An 18,731-nucleotide genomic window follows, 5' to 3' on the forward strand; every position below is an offset into this window, starting at 1 on the left:
CCGCGCTGAGCCGCCATGGCAAGGGGCGGCGGCTTAGGGAACATTGAGCAGCTCCAGCTTGTGGTTGAAGATGACCTGCTCGCCGCTGCGCTCGAACCCCAGTCGCAGCCCCACCTCGCTCTGATTGAAGGCGGCGGGCTCCCGATAGAAGTAATAGGCCGCCGGGCGGATATGCTCGGCCATCAGGACAGTAGGCGCATCTTTTATTGCAGCGTCGATGGCTGTGCTGACCCGGGTCAGGGTGGTGCCTGCCACGCAGTAGCGCACCTGTTGCCTGGCAAAATAGATGCGCTTGCCCGGGGAGTCCTTGGCAAAGCCATCATCGACGGTCAACGACAAGGCCCCCGAGACTGACGTTCCCACCGACGTCACGCTGGCGACACAATTGCCATGGAGACAGCCCTCGTCCAGAGGGATATTCGGGTCGGCAAGGGGATAGACAATGGCGCTGTCAATATCCTGCTCGGGCAGGACGCTCGGAGTGACTATGCTCACCCCGCCACTCCCGCTGAGACTCAGATAGCGACTGGCCGTCACAATGGGCCAGAAGCGCAGGCAACTGCCTTGATCCCCCGCTATGCCCGCTTCATCTTCCACCCGCACCGAACCTGGCACCGCATCGCGCACTTCGCGATTGAGCCGCTCCAGGGCGAAGCGGGCATCGCTCATCAGCTGCTCACGGCGGCTGGCGTCCCCATAGATCTCGGTGCCTATGCCAATAAACTGGCTGGAGAAGGTCGCCATGATGCCGAGCAGCAATATCACCATCACCAGCTCGACCAGGGTGAAGCCCCGTCCCCGCCCAGGCTGGGCGCAGGTTCGATTAGCGAAGCGTAATCGGACCCGGTGACGGGTTATGGTAACAGGTGCGTCATCGGACGCGGCATAACGGGAATGCGGCTTCTCCATCAGTAATTACCCCGGTAGAGCGCAAACTCGACTTCGCTGCTGTCCGGCAGCCGCACCGTCAACTCGATGCGCTTGCCGATGGACGCGGCGCCCTTGCCTGCACTGGCAAGCAGGTCATCCGCCGTGACCCGGATCCTCAGTTGATAGTTGCGATACTCCTCATCGCTGATACCGGCCGCCTGCTGGGTAAACAGGTTAGCGGCCACCCACTGACCCGCCGTATCGAAGTCATCCACATCGTTGAAGCTATAAGGGGCGCTCTCCCCCGCATCCTTGCCATAACTGGCAGCTGGGGTGCAGGCGGCATAGGTCACGGGCGGGGTACCGGCCGTCTCGCCGCAGCGGAAACGGCCGCCGTTATGATCCGAATGCTCATCGAAGGATTTTTGCAGCACTTCATTCAAGACCCGCTGGGCCAGCTGGGCGGCACGCACCTGCTGCACCGGGTCGACGGCTTGGGGTGCCTGATTGACCAGCAAGCCCAGAATGCCGGTCAACGCGACAGAGAGCAGCACTATGCCGACGACCAGCTCTATCAGGGTAAAACCACGGGAAGGGTTAAGGGAGGGCATGAATATAACCCTCGGCCTCGATGCGCAGCCGGACAGACTCCCTGCCCTCAGCCACCATCAGATCGCAACCGGCACTGCAGGCTCCCAGGGGGCGGCCACTGCGTTTATCGAAACTGAGGGATGTCTGGGGGGAGAGGACAATAGTGCCAGAAGCCTGCACCGGGCGGCCCCGAGTCAGTTCGTTCGCACTCCAGTCGGCGATGGGGTGGGCACTGCAGGTGCCCGCCTGGGTGAGGTGAGCGAAGCGGTTTGCCTCCAGCACCAGCTGGCTGCAACGCTCCTCACCTTCGTTCATGTTCAGGGTCTGTACCAGCCGCAGCCGGGTGACCAGTTCGTCGCGCAGGGTATGGATTTCAAAGCCGCCTTTGCCCAGCCATTTAGGCATGGCAAAGGCGGCCAGAATCCCGAGTAGCAGGATCACGATGACCAATTCAATCAGGGTAAAGCCTCTAGTCGAAGCCATTGTCACTCTCGCTTGGGTCATCGAAGAAAAGCGGGGCATTGGGCCCCGCTTTATTGTCAGTCGACTTAGTTACAAGTCGCACCACTCAGCGAGACCGAGAACGTAGCACCGGCCACAGAGGGAGCCTGGTAAATAACTGCACAACTGTTGGCCTGATCTGTGGTGAATACACCATCATCATTTTTCTGCGACCAACCGCCATCGATGGTAACTGCTTCACCAATACCGGCCTTATCCGCAGTCGGATAGCCAAATATAGTGGTGACCGTGCTGGTACCAGCTGAGACAGAAGAGTCGGGAGCTTTTTCAGTACCATCCAAAGCTGAACGGCTATAAACCAGTTGAGCGCCACTTTGCAGTGCTGCAGCAACCCCTTGGGCGGCAGCTTTATTTGCATCATCCTGCAAATTCAGAAACTTGGGTGCGGCGGTGACCGCCAGAATGCCCAGGATGATGATCACGATCACCAGTTCTATCAGGGTAAAGCCTGCTTGCTTTTTCATCTCTTGTCCTCTGTCGATAATGAAATCAGTTGATATTGGTGGTTACCTGGCCGGAGGCCGGTCGGTAACTGAAACTCATGAACGCCTCAGTGCTCCCTTGCGGGTCCTGATACTGCCCATCACTACCCTTACTCAGACTATTGACCAGGTAGTAGCGACAGACGGAGTCGAGGCCATTACTGGATACGGTGGCATAGTATTTCAGGTCATTACCACTACTGTGCACCTCGGAGAAGCTGGCAGTAGCCTTGGGGGGATTTTGCAGTAATCCATCCCAAATTCGCAAACAGCGCTGGGCTGTCAGGTTGGCCGGATCGATGTCAGTCGCCCCGCCCGCCGTATCCATGGGATAGCCGGGAGAGAGCTCGCCATTGTCGATCTGGCTGTCGGTGGGGGTGGTCAGATAGAAGCGGGTGCCATCATAGAGCACGGTATTTTGTGCATCCTGCTTGGCCCGTCCTTCGGCCTCCCACTGGGCCCGCACCAGAGAGACGGCGGTAGCGTAGCCACCAGAGACCCCTTCCACGCTCGCCTTCTTCGCCTCGTCGGTCACATCGAGAAAACGCGGCAAGGCGGTGGCCGCCAGTATTCCCAGGATGACGATGACGATCACCAGCTCGATCAGCGAGAAACCCGCAGCCCCGCGGGGCAGGCTCCTGCCTGTTGTGAACTCTCTGCGCTTGCTATATGCCATGGATCCTCCATCGGACGCGGTATTATTTCATGTAGATATAAAAAAATCATGGGAACGAGGTGAATAATTAGCCTCGCTCAGTCCCATCCTGCGGCATCCGCCAAGGCAGCACGCGGCCATCGGCGAAGCGATAGTGCAGCCAGTGCGACTCGATGCCCATGAGACAGCCCCCCGTCATCCCCCGAAATTGCAGGGGCAGATTGCCCGGCTGCAACGACCCCATGGCGCCTTGCCACAGTTGTTGGCAATCGGCGGAAGGGCTCATCAATGGCGCCATTCCCAGCGGCCAGCCGCGCTCATCGAACTGCCAGATTTGCCCCTCGGCGTGAAGCCGTGCAGGCCTGCGCTCATCGAGCCAGCGACCATGAAGGCGCTGCACTCGCTCGGCAAACTGCTCTCCCAGCAGGGTCAGACTGGTCGCCAGCGCCTGTTCGCGATGGCGTTGATAACCACCGACCAGGGTGGCGCTGATCACCAGCAGCACCAGGATGGCGGCCACCAATCGGTAGCCCGACAGCCAGCGGGCATCTTGTTCACCCTGGCGGCTCATGGCCTGCTCCAACGGCTACTCATCAACCCCTGCCCCTGACCGCGTTCATCATGTCCCACCATCGGATGAGGTGAAGATACCCAAATCCTTTCCCACCCCTGGCCGCGCTCATCATTTCCCACCATCTGATGAGGTGAAGATACCCAAATCATCCCCCACCCCTGACCGCGTTCATCATGTCCCACCATCGGATGAGGTGAAGATACCCAAATCCTTTCCCACCCCTGGCCGCGCTCATCATTTCCCGCCCCTGACCGCACTCATCATGTCCCACATCGGCGTGAAGATACCCAGCGCCAGGATCAGCACCATGATGGCCACCAGGCCGATGAGGATGGGTTCGATGCGGGCGGTGAGGCTCTTGAGGTCGTAGTCCACCTCCCGTTCGTAGTACTCGGCCGCCTCGTGCAGCAACTCGTCGACCTGACCCGTCTCCTCCCCCACGGCGATCATCTGCATCACCAGGGGGGTAAACAGACCGCTGGCACCGGCGGTGCGCAGCAGGCTCTCGCCACGCTCTATGCCACCGCGCATATCCCGGATCCGATCGCGCATGAAGGCGTTATCCACCGCATCGGCCACCAGCGCCAGCGCCTGGTTCAGGGGCACACCGGCCTTGAGCATCATGGAGAAGCTGCGCGCGAAGCGGGCCAACAGGGAGCGCTCGATGATGCTGCCGACTATGGGTAATTTAAGCTGCCATCTGTGCCAGCTCAGCTGGCCTGCCGGGGTGCGCACCCAGTGGCGCCAACCCAGCACGCTCGCAATCAACCCCGCCAGCAGCAACCACCAGTAGTGCACGAAGAAGTGGGAGGTGGCGAGCAGGATCCGGGTCGCCAGGGGCAGCTCGACCCCGAACTTGGCGAACATGTTGGCAAAGACCGGGATCACCATGATGTTGAGGATCACCATGGCGATGCCGATGGCGATCATCACGAAGCTGGGGTAACGCATGGCGGCCTTGATCCGCTTGCGGGTCTCCAGCTCCAGATCGAAATAGTTGGCAAGCTGTTGAAAGGCTTCCTCCAGCTGACCGGTGTTCTCCCCCACGTGGATGATGGCGATGAACAGGCTGCTGAACACCTTGGGATGGCTCTGCATGGCGCTCGACAGCGGGCGACCATTGCCCAGATCTTCCCCGAGCTGATGCAGGGCTCGCTTGAGGGGCTTGCTGTGGGCACTCTCTTCCAGGCCCGCAATGGCACGCAGTATGGGAATGCCGGCCCGGGTCAGGGCGTACATCTGGCGACTGAACACCACCAGCTCTTCCAGTCGCACCTTGGATTCGAACAGCTGGGAGAGATTGATATCACCGCCCCGGGCACGGCGCTCACGCAGTTCGGTCGGCAAGATGCCGCGCCGCATCAGGCTGTCGGCCGCGGCCAGTTCGCTGGCCGCCTCCAGGGTACCGCTGACCGCCTTGCCAAGCTTGTCACGGCCTTTGTAGGCAAAATGTCCCATGGCTTAACCCAGATCCTCGGCCAGACGCAGCACTTCATCCACCGAGGTCACGCCACTGCGGGCATAGTCGAGGGCGGTCAGGGCCAGGGGGCGATAGTGGGGATGCTGGCGGGCAGCCCGGGCAAAGCCCTCGGTATCGTCACGGCGCAGGGCGTCCATCATGGTCTGATCCAGTTCGAGCAGCTCGTAGACGCCGACCCGGCCACGATAGCCGGTGAAGTTGCAACTCTGGCAACCACGGCCCTTGTGATAATCGTGCTGGCCCGGCGTCTCCCCAGACAGGGTGGCAAGCCAGCTCCCTTGCCCCTCATCCGGCGCCTTGGGCTCGCTGCAGTGCTCGCACAGCCGACGCACCAAACGCTGGGCTACCACGGCGCGCAGGGCGCTGGCCACCAGATAGCCGGGGGCACCCATGTCGATGAGGCGCAGGGCACTGCTGATGGCATCGTTGGTGTGCAGCGTGGTCAGTACCAGGTGGCCCGTGATGGCGCCGCGCAGCCCTATCTCCACCGTCTCGTTGTCGCGCATCTCCCCCACCAGCAGGATGTCGGGATCCTGACGCAGGGTGGATCGCAGCACCTGGGAGAACGTCAGCCCTATCTTGGGATTGACCTGCACCTGGTTGACCCGGGGCAATCGGTACTCTACCGGGTCTTCTACCGTGATGATCTTCTGACTCGGCTGGTTGAGCTCGGACAGCGCCCCGTAGAGGGTGGTGGTCTTGCCGCTACCGGTCGGCCCCGTCACCAATATCATGCCGTGGGGGCGCTTGAGCTGACGGCGAAAGCGCGCCAGTATCTCGGGCGGCATACCGGTCTCCTCGAGGGAGAGGATGCCGGCACTCTGATCCAGCAGCCGCATCACCACGGACTCCCCATGCTGCACCGGCATGGTCGACAGTCGCACATCCACGTCCCGGCCCCGCACCTTCATGGCGAAACGGCCATCCTGGGGCAGTCGCTTCTCGGAGATATCGAGCCCCGCCACCAGCTTCAGGCGCAGCACCAGCGCCTGGGCGATACGCACCTCGTTGAGCAGGTTCTCGTGCAGCACGCCATCGATGCGCTGGCGAATGCGCAACACCTTCTCATCGGGCTCGATGTGGATATCCGACGCGCCGACCTGCACCGCATCCTCGAACAGGGAGCGCAGCAGCTTGGCCACCGTCGCCTCCCCCTCGTTGCCCCCTTCCAGATTGCTGGATCCCAGCTCGAAGCCGGCGTCCTGATACTCCTCATGCAACTGCTCGGCGAAGCTCTCTATCTCGCGGGTACGGCGATAGAGGCGATCGAAATAGTCGAGCAGCTGCCCCTCCCGGGCCACGGCGAGTTTCATCTCCCGCGGGCGCAACAGATTGGCAATGGCATCCAGGGCACTCAGGTCGGCGGGATCCGACATGGCCACCGTCACCTCATGCTCGCTCTGATGCACCGCCAGGGCGCGGTAACGACGTGCCTGCACCTCGGGCAAGAGGGTGACCGCCCTGGCATCTATGGTGAGATTATTGAGGTCGAAGAAGGGCACCCCCAGCTGACGGGCCAGGAACTGAAGTAACTGCACCTCGCTGATAAAGCCAAGGTCGATGAGGGTGGTACCCAGCTTGCGGCCGGTCTGACGCTGCTGTTGCAAGGCCAGTTGCAGCTGATCGTCAGAGACAATCTGCTCTTGAACCAGCAGATCGCCGAGGCGCATCTTCAGTCTCGGTTGTGCCATGAAAACTCCGGTGCTGTGGGTGCGCTGTGCGAGCGGCATCCCTGCTAGGTTGCTGGGCACCACCCACCCGTGGGCAGTGCCATCTTACTGTTCATGTATGTCGGGCCAAGGCGGCCCAGGGAGCGCTCAGGGCCCCAGCTGCGCCATGCGCTGACTCAGCCAGACCTGGGAGGCTTCGCCCAGCTCCCCGTGCAGCAGGGCATTGCGATAGGCGTCTTTGGCGCGCTGGCTGTGGCCCTGACCATCTTCGGCTATTCCCAGCCCCAGCCACCAGCGCCCCTGATCCGGCTGGACCCGCAGCAACTGGACATAGAGATCCGCCGCCTCGGCGTTCTGGCCCAGCTCCTGACGTAAACCGGCCCAGGTTGCGTAGTAATCGAGGTTGCTGGCCAGGGGCGGTTTGGCGCCGCCGAGCCAGCCGAGGGCCCGCTGTTTGTCCCCTTCGGCCAACGCCAGACGGGCCAGCAGCAGCCTGAAATCGGCCTGGGCCGGTTGGCGGCGAATGCCGTCCTCGAGCAGGGCACTGGCCTCGGCGAGGCGCCCCTGACCATAGAGCAGGCCCGCCAGCTGCTGACGAGCCTCTTCGTTATCCGGGGTTTGGCGCAACAAGGCGATGAACTGCGCCTCGGCCTCGCGCAGCTGTCCCTTGGCCAGGGCCGCGGTAGCTTTGCGCTCGCTCAGGGCAGCCAGCTCAGCCTGGCTCAGCTCCACCGTCTCTATCTTGAGGGAGGCAGGACGACGCGGCGCGGGAGCGACCGGCTGGGCATCTGCCTCCCGGGCCGCATCCAGCTCGGCATAGAGATCCGGCTGCAACTGTGCATCGCTCGGCTCCTGTTCCGGCTCGGCCTCGGCATAGTCCGGCCCCAGTGTCTCAAGCTGTTGCGCCGGAACCGGATCGCCAAGATCCGCCGCCAGTGTCTCGCGCTGTTGAACCGGGGCTATATCGTCTGGCGATGGCGTCGGCTCGCTGCGGGCGAAACCGGAGGGGCTCTGCTGTTCGGGCAAGGCGTTGGCCACCGCCTGGGCGCTGGGAGTCGGCAGCGCCACCACCAGATCCACGGGCTCATCCTCGGCAACCGTCACCGGGGCGGCGGCCTGAGTGAGCGGTGGCATCTGTTGATGACTCTGCTGCCAATAGGCCCAACTGCGCCAACCCAATATGCCAAGGGCCAGGCCGCAGATCAGGGTGAGCAGCAGCATCCACCAGCCCTGGCCCCGCGCCGGTGCCACATAGATGGCGGCACCGTCACTACCGCCCTGACGGCGTTCGAGATCGGTGAGCATCTTGTTGATCACGCTCACGACCCGACTCCCCCATGCAGGCCAAGGCGCATCCGCTCGGCACTGTCTGTAGCCCGCCCCCGGCCGCCGAGGCCGGGTACGCTGTCGATTCGGTTCATGGCCAGACTCCATAGGTCAGGGCGACGCCCAGCATGAGCAGCAGGCACCACCAGCCACCTCGCCAGGGGCGAGATGCATCTTCGGTATCCTGGATGGCGAGCCGCACCTGGGCAGGCAGAATACGAGAGGTGCCCTTGCCATAGCTGACCATCAGGCTCTTTTGGGCCAACACATTGATGAGGCGGGGAATGCCCCGCGAGGCGCGCCACAGCAGGCGCTGGGCCGCCTTGGAGAAGAGGGGGGCACCGCGATAACCGGAGATGTGCAATCTGTGCTCCAGGTAGGCGCGCGCCTCGTCCAGACGCAAGGGGCGCAGGCCATAGGAGAAACCGATGCGCTGGCGCAGTTGACGCAGATGGGGCATGGCGAGGCGCGCATCCAGCTCGGGCTGGCCGAACAGCACCACTTGCAGCAGCTTGCTCGACTCCGTCTCCAGGTTGCCAAACAGCCGGATCGCCTCCAGGGTTTCATCGGGTAATGCCTGGGCCTCGTCAATCAGCACCACCACCCGACATCCCTGCTGATGCAGGCTGATCAGATGACGATGGAGCCTGTCCGTGATGTCCAGCTCGCTGCCGTCCCGCAGCCCGAGTCCCAGCTCCAGGGCCAGGGCGATGCGCAGCTCGGCCGGATTCAGGTGCGGGTTGGGCAGCCAGGCGAGGCGCACCGGTTTCTGTTCGGAGCCAAGCTCCACCAGCAGCTTGCGGCAGAGCAGCGTCTTGCCGGTGCCCACCTCGCCGGTCACCTTGATGAAGCCCTCCCCCTCGGCCAGGGCCCAGTGCAGCACCTGCAGCGCCTCCTCGTGGGGAGGCAGGCCATAGTAGAAGCCGGTGTTCGGGGTCAGGGCGAAAGGAGGCTCCTGCAGACCGAAATGGTTCAGGTACATGGCACTGCCTTGCCGGATGGCGAGGGGCGCGGGACGCGAGCGCGCATCGCGGCTCACTGATCCCGGGACGGGTACCATTTATCCAGCAGCTCGGAGGAGCGTTGCAGCTCTTTTTGCCAGGTATCCTTGTCCACCACTGTCGGCTTGAGCAGGATGACCAGCTCCACCTTGCGGGTACTCTCGCTGCGGTTGGTGAAGGCTTCCCCCACCCAGGGGATGTCGCCGAGCAGGGGCACCTTGCTCACTATCTCCTGCTTCTTGGTCTCCATCAGGCCGCCGATGACGATGATGTCGCCGTCGTTGGCCTGCACCACGGTATCGGACTCGCGGATCGAACTCTTGGCCAGGGGCAGCACCAGCGGGTTGGTGGTGCCCACGCTGATGGTCTTCTGCTGCTCCTGGGTGTCGATCACCGAGGGGTGAACATGCAACAGCACCCGATTCTGTTCGTCGATCTGCGGGGTCACGTCCAGGGCAATGCCGGAGAAGAAGGGGGTCAGCTCCACGTTGGGATAGACCTGATCCTGATTGTTGCTGCTGGTGACAGTGGTGGAGGCATCGGTGACGAAGTATTCGTCGGTCCCGACCTTGATCACCGCCTTCTGGTTATTGGTGGCCGTCACCCTGGGGCTGGAGAGGGTATTCACATCCCCCTGGGTCTTGAGCAGGCTGACCGCCACATCGAAGTTGCCGTCCGAGATGGTGAAACCGGCGCCGCCCCCCAACGCCTTGAAGATGGGGTTGGTGCTGGCGGCGACCGTATTGCCAACCAGGCTGCCAATGCCGGTGATCCCCTTGTTGCCGTCCCAGGTGGCGGACAGACCATTCCAGTCCACCCCCTGCTCATAGCCTTCGTTCAAGGCTACCTCCAGGATCCGCGCCTCCAGCACCACCTGACGCTTGAGGTGCGACTCGGACTGGTTGAGGAATTCCCGCACCGCCTTGAGCTCATTGGGATAGGCGCGCAGGGTGACCAGTCCCGCCTGGGGGCTGGTGATCACGGCGCGCCCCTCTCCCTTGCCGATCAGGGTCTGCAGGGACTCCTTGAGATCTGTCCAGTAGTCGGTGTTGGTGTCCGTCTCTATCTGGGTGCCATTCTGGTTGTCACTGCTGCGACTCGACCCGGCGTTATTGCTGTTGCCGTTGTTACCGTTGTCGAAGCTGTTGTTGCTACTGCCGCTATTGGGGTCATTGGCGGTCACCCCCCCGGTATTGATGGCGGTGCGGGACATGCCCCGGCGCGCCATCATCAGGTAGTTGACCGGAATGGTTTCGGTGCGCAGTCCGGCCGGGTAGATGTGATAGACATACCCCTTGCGCTGCACGTCATAGCCATACATGTCCGCCGTCACCGCCAGCACCTCGGGCAGGGTCACATCCTTGAGCTCCAGGGAGATGATCCCGGCGACACCGGGGTGTACCGCCACGCTGTAACGAGAGCCCTTGAACAGGGAGCCGAAGAAATCGACCGCCTCCACATCCCGGGCGGCGATCCGCAGCCGCTTCTCGGGCATGGCGGTCGGCATGGCCGGACGACTGAGCGCCAGCAGCTCGCTTTGCACCGCGCTCGGCACTGCCAGCGCCTGAGCCTGGGCATTGCGCTGCTGTTCGAGCTGCGCGTCTCGCAACGCATCCTTGGCGGCGGTGGGCTCTGGGTGACGATAGCTGGTACAGCCTGCGGCCAATACGGCGAGGGAGAGCAGGCAGAGTCGATGTCTTTTCATGAAATGAGGATGCCCTGACATAAAATGCGATTCGGATTGGCGCACGGCGCCGAGAGGATGACGGCCAGGCGAGCGGCGACACAGGACGTCATTGCCCTGCCCCTCGCGGCCCTGGCCCGGCTCACTGCAATACCCCGGCGGCGAACAGGGCCAGCCGCAGTCGCTTGCCGCCCTTGTCGAGGTGCACCGCATTGGCGTCTATGCCGACCAGTCGATAGCCGTTGACCCTGTCACCGATGCGGTAACTCTGCCCATCCAGCACGGCGCGCGCCGGGCCATTGCCCAGCATGATGCTCTGCAGTCTGGGCAGACCGGCGCCCTGAACAGGGCTGGCATTGCCCGCCAGCCCGTCCAGCGGCTGGGTCGGATCCCGCAACACCTCAGCCTGGGCAAGTGGTGCCAACAACAATAAAAACATCAGCCACTTAGCCACGAATGAACTCCTTGCTGGTGCTCAGGGTGTAGATCTCCATCTCCACCACGGCACTGGGATGCTCCTGCACCCGATAATCGAACAGCCGCCAGTAGAAGTGACGGGGCAAGGCTTCCAGTGCATTCAGATATTGATAAACGTCGAAATACCCCCCTTCCAGCTTGAGGCGGATACCGTGCTTGAACAGATTGTCGGCCTGATCCCCCGCCACCAGAGGGGTCGGCGCTATGGTGGTCAGGGCCAGCATGTGCAGACGGGAGGAGCTGGCCAGCAGGCTCTCCAGCACCGCGGCCATCTCGTTGGCCGGGATCAGGTCCACCGTCTGAGCCTTGAGGTCAGCGTCGATGCGCACCAACTCTTGCGTGACGCTCGCCAGCTGACTGCGCACCCCGAGATTGGGATCCCGGTTGAGCTTGGCCTGCTTGCCCTGGTTCTCCAGTCCCATGATCTCGAGATCCCGCTGGGCCGTGACCAGCGCCTGCCTGTCCTGATCCAGCCGGGCAGCGGCCCCTTCCAGCCAGCCGTAATAGAAGAGGGCGAACACCAGGATCAGACCGGTCAGCAGGATCAGTACCCGCTCACGCTGACTCAGCGCCGCCACCCGCTCGCCATATTGTTGCCAATGGGCCTTCATGGGTTCCCCCCGCGTTGCCAGGTCACTTTGAGCGGCATGACACCCGCATCCATTTTCCACTGTGCGATCATCAGGGCTTCTCCCGGGCGATACCGCTCAACTGGAACTGCAGCCGCCCCGCCTTGTCACGGCTCAGGGTCAGCTCACCAAACTCTTTGCCCGCCAGGGTCGGCATCTGCTTGAAGCGATTGACCCAGGCCGGTACGTCCTGGCTGGCGCGCGCCACCCCGGCCAGATTGATGTGGCCCTCGTTGATCTCGATGCGCTCCAGTGCCAGCTTGTCGCTGGAGAGGCGGGCCAGATCCGACAGGATACCGGCATAGCCCTGGGATTTCTGCAAAGAGAGGCTGCCGAGCTGGCGCATCAGCCCCTGCTTGGCACTCAACTCGTCACGCTTGTCGGCCAGGGTGCGCTGCAATGCCTCATCGGCCTGATGACGAGCCAGGGCCGTGTCGAGCCGCTTGGCCTCATTGCGCTGCACATCGAGGGCCAGGCGCACCTGGGCCAGCTCACGGCTCACCCCTTGCTGCTGCCAGCCATGGAGGGCGCCGAGGCCGCTCATCAGCAGGGCCAGCAGGCCCCAGGCCAACAGCATCTGCGGCAAACTGGCCCACTGGCGACGGGGGCGAAATTCGGCGCTGTAGAGGTTGATCTGATGCTTCATTTGCGCGCCCTGACTCATGACAGACCTCCCGGAACCGCAGCAGAGGCCCCACGGCTTATCTGGTCATTTTTCATCGTGGTCTGGCTCATGACCGGCCTCCCGGAACCGCAGCAGAGGCCCAGCGGCTTATCTGGTCATTTTTCATCGTGGTCTGGCTCATGACCGGCCTCCCGGAACCGCAGCAGAGGCCCAGCGGCTTATCTGGCAACTGTTCATCCTGAACGGGTTCATGCGCGGCCTCCTAGGGCGGCGCCATAGGCGGAGAGGTACTCGACCCCTGCCAGCACCGCTTTATTGGCCATGGCCGAGACGGGGAAGCCGAAAGTCTGCTCCATGTGGCGCACCAGGGTGCCAATGAAGGGAGAGGCAATGGCGAGCTGCAGGGCACTGATCTCGGGCAGCTTGAGCTGACCTGCCAGGTAATCGAGGGAACGCTGTATCTCCAGCATCAGGCTGTCGAGCTGCATGCTGTCTGGCTCCTGCTCCGCGGTCAGGGCGGAGAAACCGCGCAGCTGGCGGGAGAAGCAGAGCCCACCCTGACGAAATACCAGCAGTTGCAGATCCTGGCCCCTGGGTTGCCAGAGCAGCATGCGCACCTGAGGGTCGCGCTCATACAGGGCGGTGAGCACCAGTTCGTCGCTCTGTATCGCCTCCAGGTGGGCCACGGCGTTGACCGCATCGGCCACCAGCTGGATCCGGCTCTTGGGCACGCAGATCACATTGATGCGCGGCTGGCCCGCAGGCGGAGTGGGCAGGTCCACATAATCCATCGCCAGTTGCATTACCGGTTCATTGACGTAATCCTTGACGGCCCAGGGCAGGGCGCCGGCCATCTCGGCCTCGGGCACCGCGGGCTTGTCTATTTGCACCTGCTGGCAAAGATTGGCGGCCAGGGCGACCCGCACCCGCGACTTGGCGAGACCGTGACGCTGAAAGAGTTCGGCGATGGCAAGAGGCCACTCCTGCTGACTGTTGACCTTGCGGGTGACGAAGAGAGGGGATGCGCTGAGCGCTGCCAGCATGACCCTGTCCTGGGCCAGCAGCAGCCCCACCGGGCGCCCTTGGGGCTTTGCGGAAAAAAAGGATGTCATGCTCGCCGATACCTGGCCGCGAAAAACGAATCAAACCTTAACATATACAGTGGATTAGCCTCTAGATAAATGACGGATACCCAAGGCAGACTGCCCTCCCCCCTGCAAGCCATCAGCCACCCCTTACTGGACGAGTACGGGGTCACGCTCTGGTGCAAACGCGACGATCTCATCCACCCCCAGCTCTCGGGGAACAAGTGGCGCAAGCTCAAGTACCAGCTGACCCATGCCCGGGAACAGGGCAAGACCCGCTTGCTCTCCTTTGGCGGTGCCTATTCCAACCATATCCATGCCTTGGCGGCGGCTGGGCGTCAATTTGGCCTGAAAACTACCGGCATCATACGTGGTGAGCCGAGTGCCGTCAGCAATCCCACCCTGATAGATGCCAGGGGCTGGGGCATGGATCTCATTTTTGTCGACCGGCAGAGCTATCGACGCCGCCAGGAACCCGGCTGGCTGGCGCAGTTCGAGGCTCCAGATACCCTGATTATTCCGGAGGGTGGCAGCGCCCCCCTGGCCCTGCCCGGGGTCGCGGAACTGGTCGATGAGCTGCCCTTCTCGCCGGATCTCTGGGTGCTGCCCTGCGCCAGCGGCGGTACCCTGGCGGGTCTGGTCTCGGGCAAGCGCACCGGGGAACAGATCCTCGCCATCGCCGTGCTCAAGGGGGGCGACTTCATCCGCGAGGAGGTCTGCCGCCTCTATCCGCCCGCCGAGCAGGATCCGCACTGGCGCATCGCCCTCGACCATCACGATGGGGGTTATGCCAAGTTCAGCCCGGCGCTCTGGCAGTGGCTGCAAGCCTTCAGCGCCGAGACGGGTCTGCCGCTGGAACCCATCTACAGCGGCAAGGCGATGTGGGGGCTGTTTCGCGAGCTGGCGGCCGGACGCATCCCCAGAGGCAGCCGCATCGTCTTCATCCACACCGGCGGCCTGCAGGGACTGGCCGGGTTGCGGGAGCAAGGCCGGATCTGAGTCTGGGCAGCGTCATCACCAATGACACAGGGCCGCCCAGGCCCTGTGTCACTGCTCATCGACCGGGATCCCCTAGGCGGGCTGACCCGGTGACTCAGGCCTGAGGCGAGGGGAGCGGCTCCGGCTCGGAGAACCAGGGCCCCTGACCACCATAGACCCCCAGGTGGCGCAGCATCTTCCACTCCTCCTGGCTCTCCACCCCGACGGCGATGACCCGCGCCTGGGTGTTGGCACAGCCCCCCACCAGGCTGCGTACCGCCATCTGATTGACCTGACGGCTCTGGATCTCCCGCACCAGACTGGGGTGCAGGCGCAGGAAGCTAATCTCGAACTCCTTGATGTACTGGGTGCTCACCACGTCCTGACCCGCATGATCGATGGCCAACTGGCAGCCCAACATGCGCAGAGATCGCAGCGGCCGCTTGAGGGCCTCATAATGGCGGGTCACCTGGGCCTCGGAGAACTGCAACACCAGCCGCTCATTGGTGCTGCGCGGCAATTGGAACAGGGCGAAGAAGAGCCAGCGCTGGAATTCGCGATTGAGCATGCTCTGGGCGCACAGACTGAGGGTCATCGGCGGGCTCGCCTCGCCACCGGCTCGCAGCAGCAGCAAGGTCTGCTCCGCCACCAGCCGATCCAGGGGCAGCAACAACCCGGTCTTCTCGGCCATGGGAATGTAGACACCGGCCTGCAGTGTGCGGCCTTGCTCATCCTGGATCCGGGTCAGTATCTCTTGTTGCAGCACCAGGGCGCCACGATCCTGCTGCACCGACTGGCGATAGAAGTCGATGCCCCCCTCTTCCAGTCTGCGGCTGAGCAGGGTACGCCAGCGTACCGTGCCCTTGCTGCTCGGCTCGAGATCCAGCTGTTTCTCGTAGAGGAACCAGCCGCTGTGATCCTGGAGTCTGGCGCTCTTGAGGGCCAGCTCGGCCTCTTCCTGAACCTTGAGCAGGGAGTCGCTGGCCTGATAGCAGACCGCACCGATGAAGACGGCCGTTTCCGGGTTGACTTGCGCGGGCCAGTGCAACCGTTGCAGGCTCTTGAGCAACTGACTGGCCCCGTCCACCATCTCGTTTTCGGCCATGTTGGGCAGCAGCACCGCAAAGACCTGACCGGCGTAGCGGGCCTGCAAGGCACCATTGTGCTTGCGCACGAAGGTGGCGATGGAGCCGCTCGTCTCCTGCAGCAACTCCCGCACCTGATGAGCCTGCTCCTCGATGTCCAGCTCTTCCAGGCAGGCCAGTTCGATGAGCAGCATGCCGCCGCTCATCACGTTCGCCTCCATGATGGCGCTCTCCAACCTGTTGTCGAAGAAGAGTCGGTTACCGATGCCGATGTCCTTGTCGACAAAGGCATTGCTGCGAATGAAATTATCGAAGCGGCTGCGCTCCTTGCGGGCATCGGTCAGCTCGGCGATCAGCTTGTCGAGGGCATTGCTGGCCGAAATGGGCCACTCCTCGGCCGGATCATGGGCCAGCTTGGCCAGCTTGCCATCGAGGATCAGCTGACCCCGCAGGGCCAGCAGCTCGGCGCCCCGCAGTTGCAGACGCAGCCAGCGGATCGAGTACCAGAGCCCGAACACCACTATCAATATGCCAAGGGAGATGCCGGACATGGCCTGCATCGAGTACTCGAACTCTTTGAAGGGGCGTTCCAGTTTAAAGTCGGCGACCAGACCCGGCTGGCGGTCAAGCTGCCGGCGGTAGGGGATCAACAGACTCTCGTCTTCCTGAAACTGCACGTCGCGAAACCAGTAGATACGCTGCTTTCCCTGGCGTACCTCCAGCTCGACCACCCGTGCCGAGCGCAGCAGGGTCGGCAGCCAGCGGGTGAGATCCTGATGGTCGTCGGCCACCTCCAGCTGCTTGTCGATCACCTCGACCAGGGCATTGATCTTGTTCTCCTGCATCTCAAACCCGAGCTGGCGAAAGCTGAATACCCCGCCCAGCAGCACCATGGTCATGGCCGCTATTACGCACAAGGTGATGAAGGAGACGAGTTGTGTCGTGAGTTTCATGGGCCTTCCGTTGCACCAACGTCCGTGTGGACTCATGGTAACAGCCGGATCCGAGCCCGCCTATGGACGAGGATCCCACTGCTGAGATTAAGGGCGCGAGCATAATCAATAGCGTCGCCAATACCAAGGTGATTCGGGAAGGTAAAAATGAGGGGGAGCAGAAAGAAAAGTGGTCCCGCAGAGGGGACCAAAACACTCATATCAAAACTAACACTCTGTGCTACTGACAAAACATACAGATACAGGAGTATTGAACACACGGTGAGTCAAACCGCAGGGCTACTCTACCGAGTTCGGATAAGCTGGACAATTGTCATTTCTGACAGGTCATCGATTGAATCTTGTGCTAGCGTAGATAAAAACTCAACTATTATCAGCAAGTTACTTTCTTAGTTTGAAAACGCAAACTGCGTCACTCAAATTGATACAGCTAATCGCTATGCTGTTCAAAACTCAATCGAGCCTGACGGTTCGACAATGGCAAGGGTTACTCATGTCTCGACTCACCTCTTTGTGGATTAGCCTGGGGTTGTTGTGTGCCCCTGCTCTGCTGCTATTGCTGCTCAGTCCGCTACTGACCGGCCCGATCACCCATCAGCTGCTCAAGGCCAAGGAGCGAGAGCTGCTCGCCTATCAGGAGGAGCTGAATAAAGTACTCGAACACGGCATAGAGAGCCAATTGGCCCACTTCAAGTTCGACTGTGGCGCAGAAGACATGGCGCTGCTGCGCGCCCCAAACTATTACAGTCGCCTTATCCGCCTCGCGGGGCTTCAGTCCGCAGATGGCAAGAGCTGTTCGACTCTTGGTGCGGGACTCCCCCAGCTGACAGGCATCGAAGGCAAGCCACTGCCCTCAGGCTTCGGGCTCACCGCCACCGAAAGTGTATTTGGCACAGAGCAAGAGTTGATGGTCTACATCAAACGCTCAGGCAACCTGGCCTATTGGGTGCTCAGCAACAGCTGGACCCATGAACTGCTACGCACCCCTTGCGAGGCGTGTTTCTATCTGGAATTAACCCATCATGACCCGGCCCTGGCTCACCTCTATTTCCCGCGAGGCAACGCCGACATCATGAGTCAGCCCCATGCAATAAAGCTCAGCCACCTGTATGAACGCCAACAGGTGCAACAGACCCTGTGGGCTGGCACGGCCCTGCGTCAGCATGCAGCCGAGCGAATCCGTCATATCGGACTGCTCATTACCCTTCCCCTGGGTCTGCTGCTGGCCGCGGGTTACTGGTTGCTGCGCAACTACCGCAACTCCCTGGACGGCCTGCTCAAGCTGGGTCTGCAACGGGGGGAGTTTCTGCCCTTCTACCAACCCATTGTCGACAGCCGTACCCATGAAGTCGTCGGCCATGAGGCTCTGATCCGCTGGCGACGGGGCGGAGATTTCATCTCCCCTGGTGCCTTCATCGATTATGCGGAGCGTCAGGGGCTGATCATCCCCATGACGGAGCAGCTGGTCCGCCAGGTGGTGGCAGATCTCAAGCAACTGGCCGCCCCCCAATGGGTCAGTGTCAATCTGGTCGCAGATCATGTCGAGCGCCCCTATCTGCAAGAGCTGCTGACCCGCTTGCACTGGCCGGATCCCGACCGGCTCACCTTCGAGTTGACCGAGCGTATCCCCATCTCGGACATGAAGACGGCGGCCCGCGAGATGGCCAATCTTGGCCTGCGAGGCTACCACTTCAAGATCGATGATTTTGGTACCGGCTACGGCGGCTTCTCCTATCTGCAGCGGCTCGGCATCAGCCGCATAAAAATAGACAAGATGTTTATCGACACCATAGGCACCCAGGATCTGAAACGTAACGTGCTCGATGCCATCATCGCCTTCGGCCATAAATCCCGAATGGAGATGATAGCGGAAGGGGTCGAGAGCCAGGCCCAGCTGGACTATCTCGCCGAACGGGGCGTCTACCTGATCCAGGGCTATGTGTTCGCCAGGCCCATGGCCTTGATGGATGTCATCCATTGGCGCCCGCCGGTCAAAGTATCCCGCCCCGCAGAGTAGAAGAGGTTAAACGCGAGACCACAGGCT

Annotated in this window: 18 protein-coding genes; 2 read left to right on the forward strand and 16 right to left on the reverse strand. The window is 62.1% G+C overall.

Annotation, left to right across the window (positions count from 1 at the left end):
* Positions 1–33: 33 nt before the first annotated feature.
* The 15 genes from KYK33_RS18115 to KYK33_RS18185 form a co-directional block, all read right to left on the reverse strand.
* A complete protein-coding gene (locus KYK33_RS18115; RefSeq protein WP_224431409.1) occupies positions 34–909 on the reverse strand; it encodes a PilW family protein in 876 nt (291 codons plus the stop codon).
* Positions 909–1,481 (reverse strand): type II secretion system protein, encoded by a 573-nt coding sequence (locus KYK33_RS18120; RefSeq protein WP_224431410.1) that lies wholly within the window; start codon positions 1,479–1,481, stop codon positions 909–911. Before KYK33_RS18120 ends, KYK33_RS18115 begins: the two co-directional genes overlap by 1 nt.
* The gene (locus KYK33_RS18125; protein ID WP_224431411.1) at positions 1,468–1,944 is read right to left on the reverse strand and encodes a prepilin-type N-terminal cleavage/methylation domain-containing protein; all 477 of its coding nucleotides are present in this window, start codon (positions 1,942–1,944) and stop codon (positions 1,468–1,470) included. The genes KYK33_RS18120 and KYK33_RS18125 overlap by 14 nt, the downstream gene beginning before the upstream one ends.
* A 65-nt stretch (positions 1,945–2,009) precedes the next feature.
* Positions 2,010–2,447: a prepilin-type N-terminal cleavage/methylation domain-containing protein gene (locus tag KYK33_RS18130; protein WP_224431412.1), complete on the reverse strand. Its 438-nt coding sequence runs from the start codon at positions 2,445–2,447 to the stop codon at positions 2,010–2,012.
* A gap of 25 nt (positions 2,448–2,472) precedes the next feature.
* Positions 2,473–3,141, reverse strand: a complete 669-nt coding sequence (locus tag KYK33_RS18135) for a type II secretion system protein (RefSeq protein ID WP_224431413.1) — start codon at positions 3,139–3,141, stop codon at positions 2,473–2,475.
* A 67-nt stretch (positions 3,142–3,208) separates the two neighbouring features.
* Positions 3,209–3,691, reverse strand: a complete 483-nt coding sequence (locus tag KYK33_RS18140; protein ID WP_224431414.1) for a hypothetical protein — start codon at positions 3,689–3,691, stop codon at positions 3,209–3,211.
* 237 nt (positions 3,692–3,928) lie between these two features.
* Positions 3,929–5,152: a type II secretion system F family protein gene (locus KYK33_RS18145; protein WP_042044355.1), complete on the reverse strand. Its 1,224-nt coding sequence runs from the start codon at positions 5,150–5,152 to the stop codon at positions 3,929–3,931.
* A 3-nt stretch (positions 5,153–5,155) separates the two neighbouring features.
* Entirely contained in the window at positions 5,156–6,865 is a 1,710-nt protein-coding gene (mshE, locus tag KYK33_RS18150) for an MSHA fimbrial ATPase MshE (RefSeq protein ID WP_042044356.1), read from the reverse strand.
* Between the two features lie 126 nt (positions 6,866–6,991).
* On the reverse strand, positions 6,992–8,167 hold the full coding sequence (locus KYK33_RS18155; RefSeq protein WP_224431415.1) for a tetratricopeptide repeat protein: 1,176 nt from the start codon (positions 8,165–8,167) through the stop codon (positions 6,992–6,994).
* A 94-nt stretch (positions 8,168–8,261) separates the two neighbouring features.
* The gene (locus KYK33_RS18160; protein WP_224431416.1) at positions 8,262–9,152 is read right to left on the reverse strand and encodes an ExeA family protein; all 891 of its coding nucleotides are present in this window, start codon (positions 9,150–9,152) and stop codon (positions 8,262–8,264) included.
* A gap of 53 nt (positions 9,153–9,205) precedes the next feature.
* Positions 9,206–10,876 carry a pilus (MSHA type) biogenesis protein MshL gene (gene mshL / locus KYK33_RS18165; RefSeq protein WP_224431417.1) on the reverse strand — a complete coding sequence of 557 codons (1,671 nt, stop codon included), beginning with the start codon at positions 10,874–10,876 and terminating at the stop codon, positions 9,206–9,208.
* Positions 10,877–10,997: 121 nt separating this feature from the next.
* Positions 10,998–11,294, reverse strand: coding sequence for a SctD/MshK family protein (locus KYK33_RS18170; protein WP_318010427.1), 297 nt, complete (start codon positions 11,292–11,294; stop codon positions 10,998–11,000).
* Positions 11,295–11,301: 7 nt separating this feature from the next.
* Positions 11,302–11,943 (reverse strand): type II secretion system protein GspM, encoded by a 642-nt coding sequence (gene gspM / locus KYK33_RS18175; protein WP_224431419.1) that lies wholly within the window; start codon positions 11,941–11,943, stop codon positions 11,302–11,304.
* A 70-nt stretch (positions 11,944–12,013) separates the two neighbouring features.
* Entirely contained in the window at positions 12,014–12,607 is a 594-nt protein-coding gene (locus KYK33_RS18180) for a PilN domain-containing protein (protein WP_042044431.1), read from the reverse strand.
* A gap of 227 nt (positions 12,608–12,834) precedes the next feature.
* Entirely contained in the window at positions 12,835–13,698 is an 864-nt protein-coding gene (locus KYK33_RS18185; RefSeq protein ID WP_224431420.1) for an MSHA biogenesis protein MshI, read from the reverse strand.
* Positions 13,699–13,767: 69 nt separating this feature from the next.
* Between KYK33_RS18185 and KYK33_RS18190 the strand changes: the two genes are divergently transcribed.
* Positions 13,768–14,670, forward strand: coding sequence for a 1-aminocyclopropane-1-carboxylate deaminase/D-cysteine desulfhydrase (locus KYK33_RS18190; protein WP_224431421.1), 903 nt, complete (start codon positions 13,768–13,770; stop codon positions 14,668–14,670).
* A gap of 94 nt (positions 14,671–14,764) precedes the next feature.
* Here the strand turns inward: KYK33_RS18190 and KYK33_RS18195 are convergent, their stop codons facing one another.
* On the reverse strand, positions 14,765–16,687 hold the full coding sequence (locus tag KYK33_RS18195; RefSeq protein ID WP_224431422.1) for an EAL domain-containing protein: 1,923 nt from the start codon (positions 16,685–16,687) through the stop codon (positions 14,765–14,767).
* A gap of 493 nt (positions 16,688–17,180) precedes the next feature.
* Between KYK33_RS18195 and KYK33_RS18200 the strand changes: the two genes are divergently transcribed.
* On the forward strand, positions 17,181–18,704 hold the full coding sequence (locus tag KYK33_RS18200) for an EAL domain-containing protein (protein ID WP_224431423.1): 1,524 nt from the start codon (positions 17,181–17,183) through the stop codon (positions 18,702–18,704).
* Positions 18,705–18,731 lie beyond the last annotated feature (27 nt).

The sequence above is a fragment of the Aeromonas rivuli genome (assembly GCF_020149575.1).
Lineage (GTDB): Bacteria > Pseudomonadota > Gammaproteobacteria > Enterobacterales > Aeromonadaceae > Aeromonas > Aeromonas rivuli.

What these genes read in the sequence shown, in the direction of transcription:
- mshL (WP_224431417.1), bottom strand. Translation starts at nt 10,876, where the DNA reads ATGAAAAGACATCGACTCTGCCTGCTCTCCCTCGCCGTATTGGCCGCA.
- KYK33_RS18120 (WP_224431410.1), bottom strand. Translation starts at nt 1,481, where the DNA reads ATGCCCTCCCTTAACCCTTCCCGTGGTTTTACCCTGATAGAGCTGGTC.
- KYK33_RS18200 (WP_224431423.1), top strand. Translation starts at nt 17,181, where the DNA reads ATGTCTCGACTCACCTCTTTGTGGATTAGCCTGGGGTTGTTGTGTGCC.
- KYK33_RS18170 (WP_318010427.1), bottom strand. Translation starts at nt 11,294, where the DNA reads ATGTTTTTATTGTTGTTGGCACCACTTGCCCAGGCTGAGGTGTTGCGG.
- KYK33_RS18140 (WP_224431414.1), bottom strand. Translation starts at nt 3,691, where the DNA reads ATGAGCCGCCAGGGTGAACAAGATGCCCGCTGGCTGTCGGGCTACCGA.
- KYK33_RS18195 (WP_224431422.1), bottom strand. Translation starts at nt 16,687, where the DNA reads ATGAAACTCACGACACAACTCGTCTCCTTCATCACCTTGTGCGTAATA.
- KYK33_RS18135 (WP_224431413.1), bottom strand. Translation starts at nt 3,141, where the DNA reads ATGGCATATAGCAAGCGCAGAGAGTTCACAACAGGCAGGAGCCTGCCC.
- KYK33_RS18145 (WP_042044355.1), bottom strand. Translation starts at nt 5,152, where the DNA reads ATGGGACATTTTGCCTACAAAGGCCGTGACAAGCTTGGCAAGGCGGTC.
- KYK33_RS18130 (WP_224431412.1), bottom strand. Translation starts at nt 2,447, where the DNA reads ATGAAAAAGCAAGCAGGCTTTACCCTGATAGAACTGGTGATCGTGATC.
- KYK33_RS18180 (WP_042044431.1), bottom strand. Translation starts at nt 12,607, where the DNA reads ATGAAGCATCAGATCAACCTCTACAGCGCCGAATTTCGCCCCCGTCGC.
- KYK33_RS18160 (WP_224431416.1), bottom strand. Translation starts at nt 9,152, where the DNA reads ATGTACCTGAACCATTTCGGTCTGCAGGAGCCTCCTTTCGCCCTGACC.
- KYK33_RS18115 (WP_224431409.1), bottom strand. Translation starts at nt 909, where the DNA reads ATGGAGAAGCCGCATTCCCGTTATGCCGCGTCCGATGACGCACCTGTT.
- gspM (WP_224431419.1), bottom strand. Translation starts at nt 11,943, where the DNA reads ATGAAGGCCCATTGGCAACAATATGGCGAGCGGGTGGCGGCGCTGAGT.
- KYK33_RS18125 (WP_224431411.1), bottom strand. Translation starts at nt 1,944, where the DNA reads ATGGCTTCGACTAGAGGCTTTACCCTGATTGAATTGGTCATCGTGATC.
- KYK33_RS18185 (WP_224431420.1), bottom strand. Translation starts at nt 13,698, where the DNA reads ATGACATCCTTTTTTTCCGCAAAGCCCCAAGGGCGCCCGGTGGGGCTG.
- mshE (WP_042044356.1), bottom strand. Translation starts at nt 6,865, where the DNA reads ATGGCACAACCGAGACTGAAGATGCGCCTCGGCGATCTGCTGGTTCAA.
- KYK33_RS18190 (WP_224431421.1), top strand. Translation starts at nt 13,768, where the DNA reads ATGACGGATACCCAAGGCAGACTGCCCTCCCCCCTGCAAGCCATCAGC.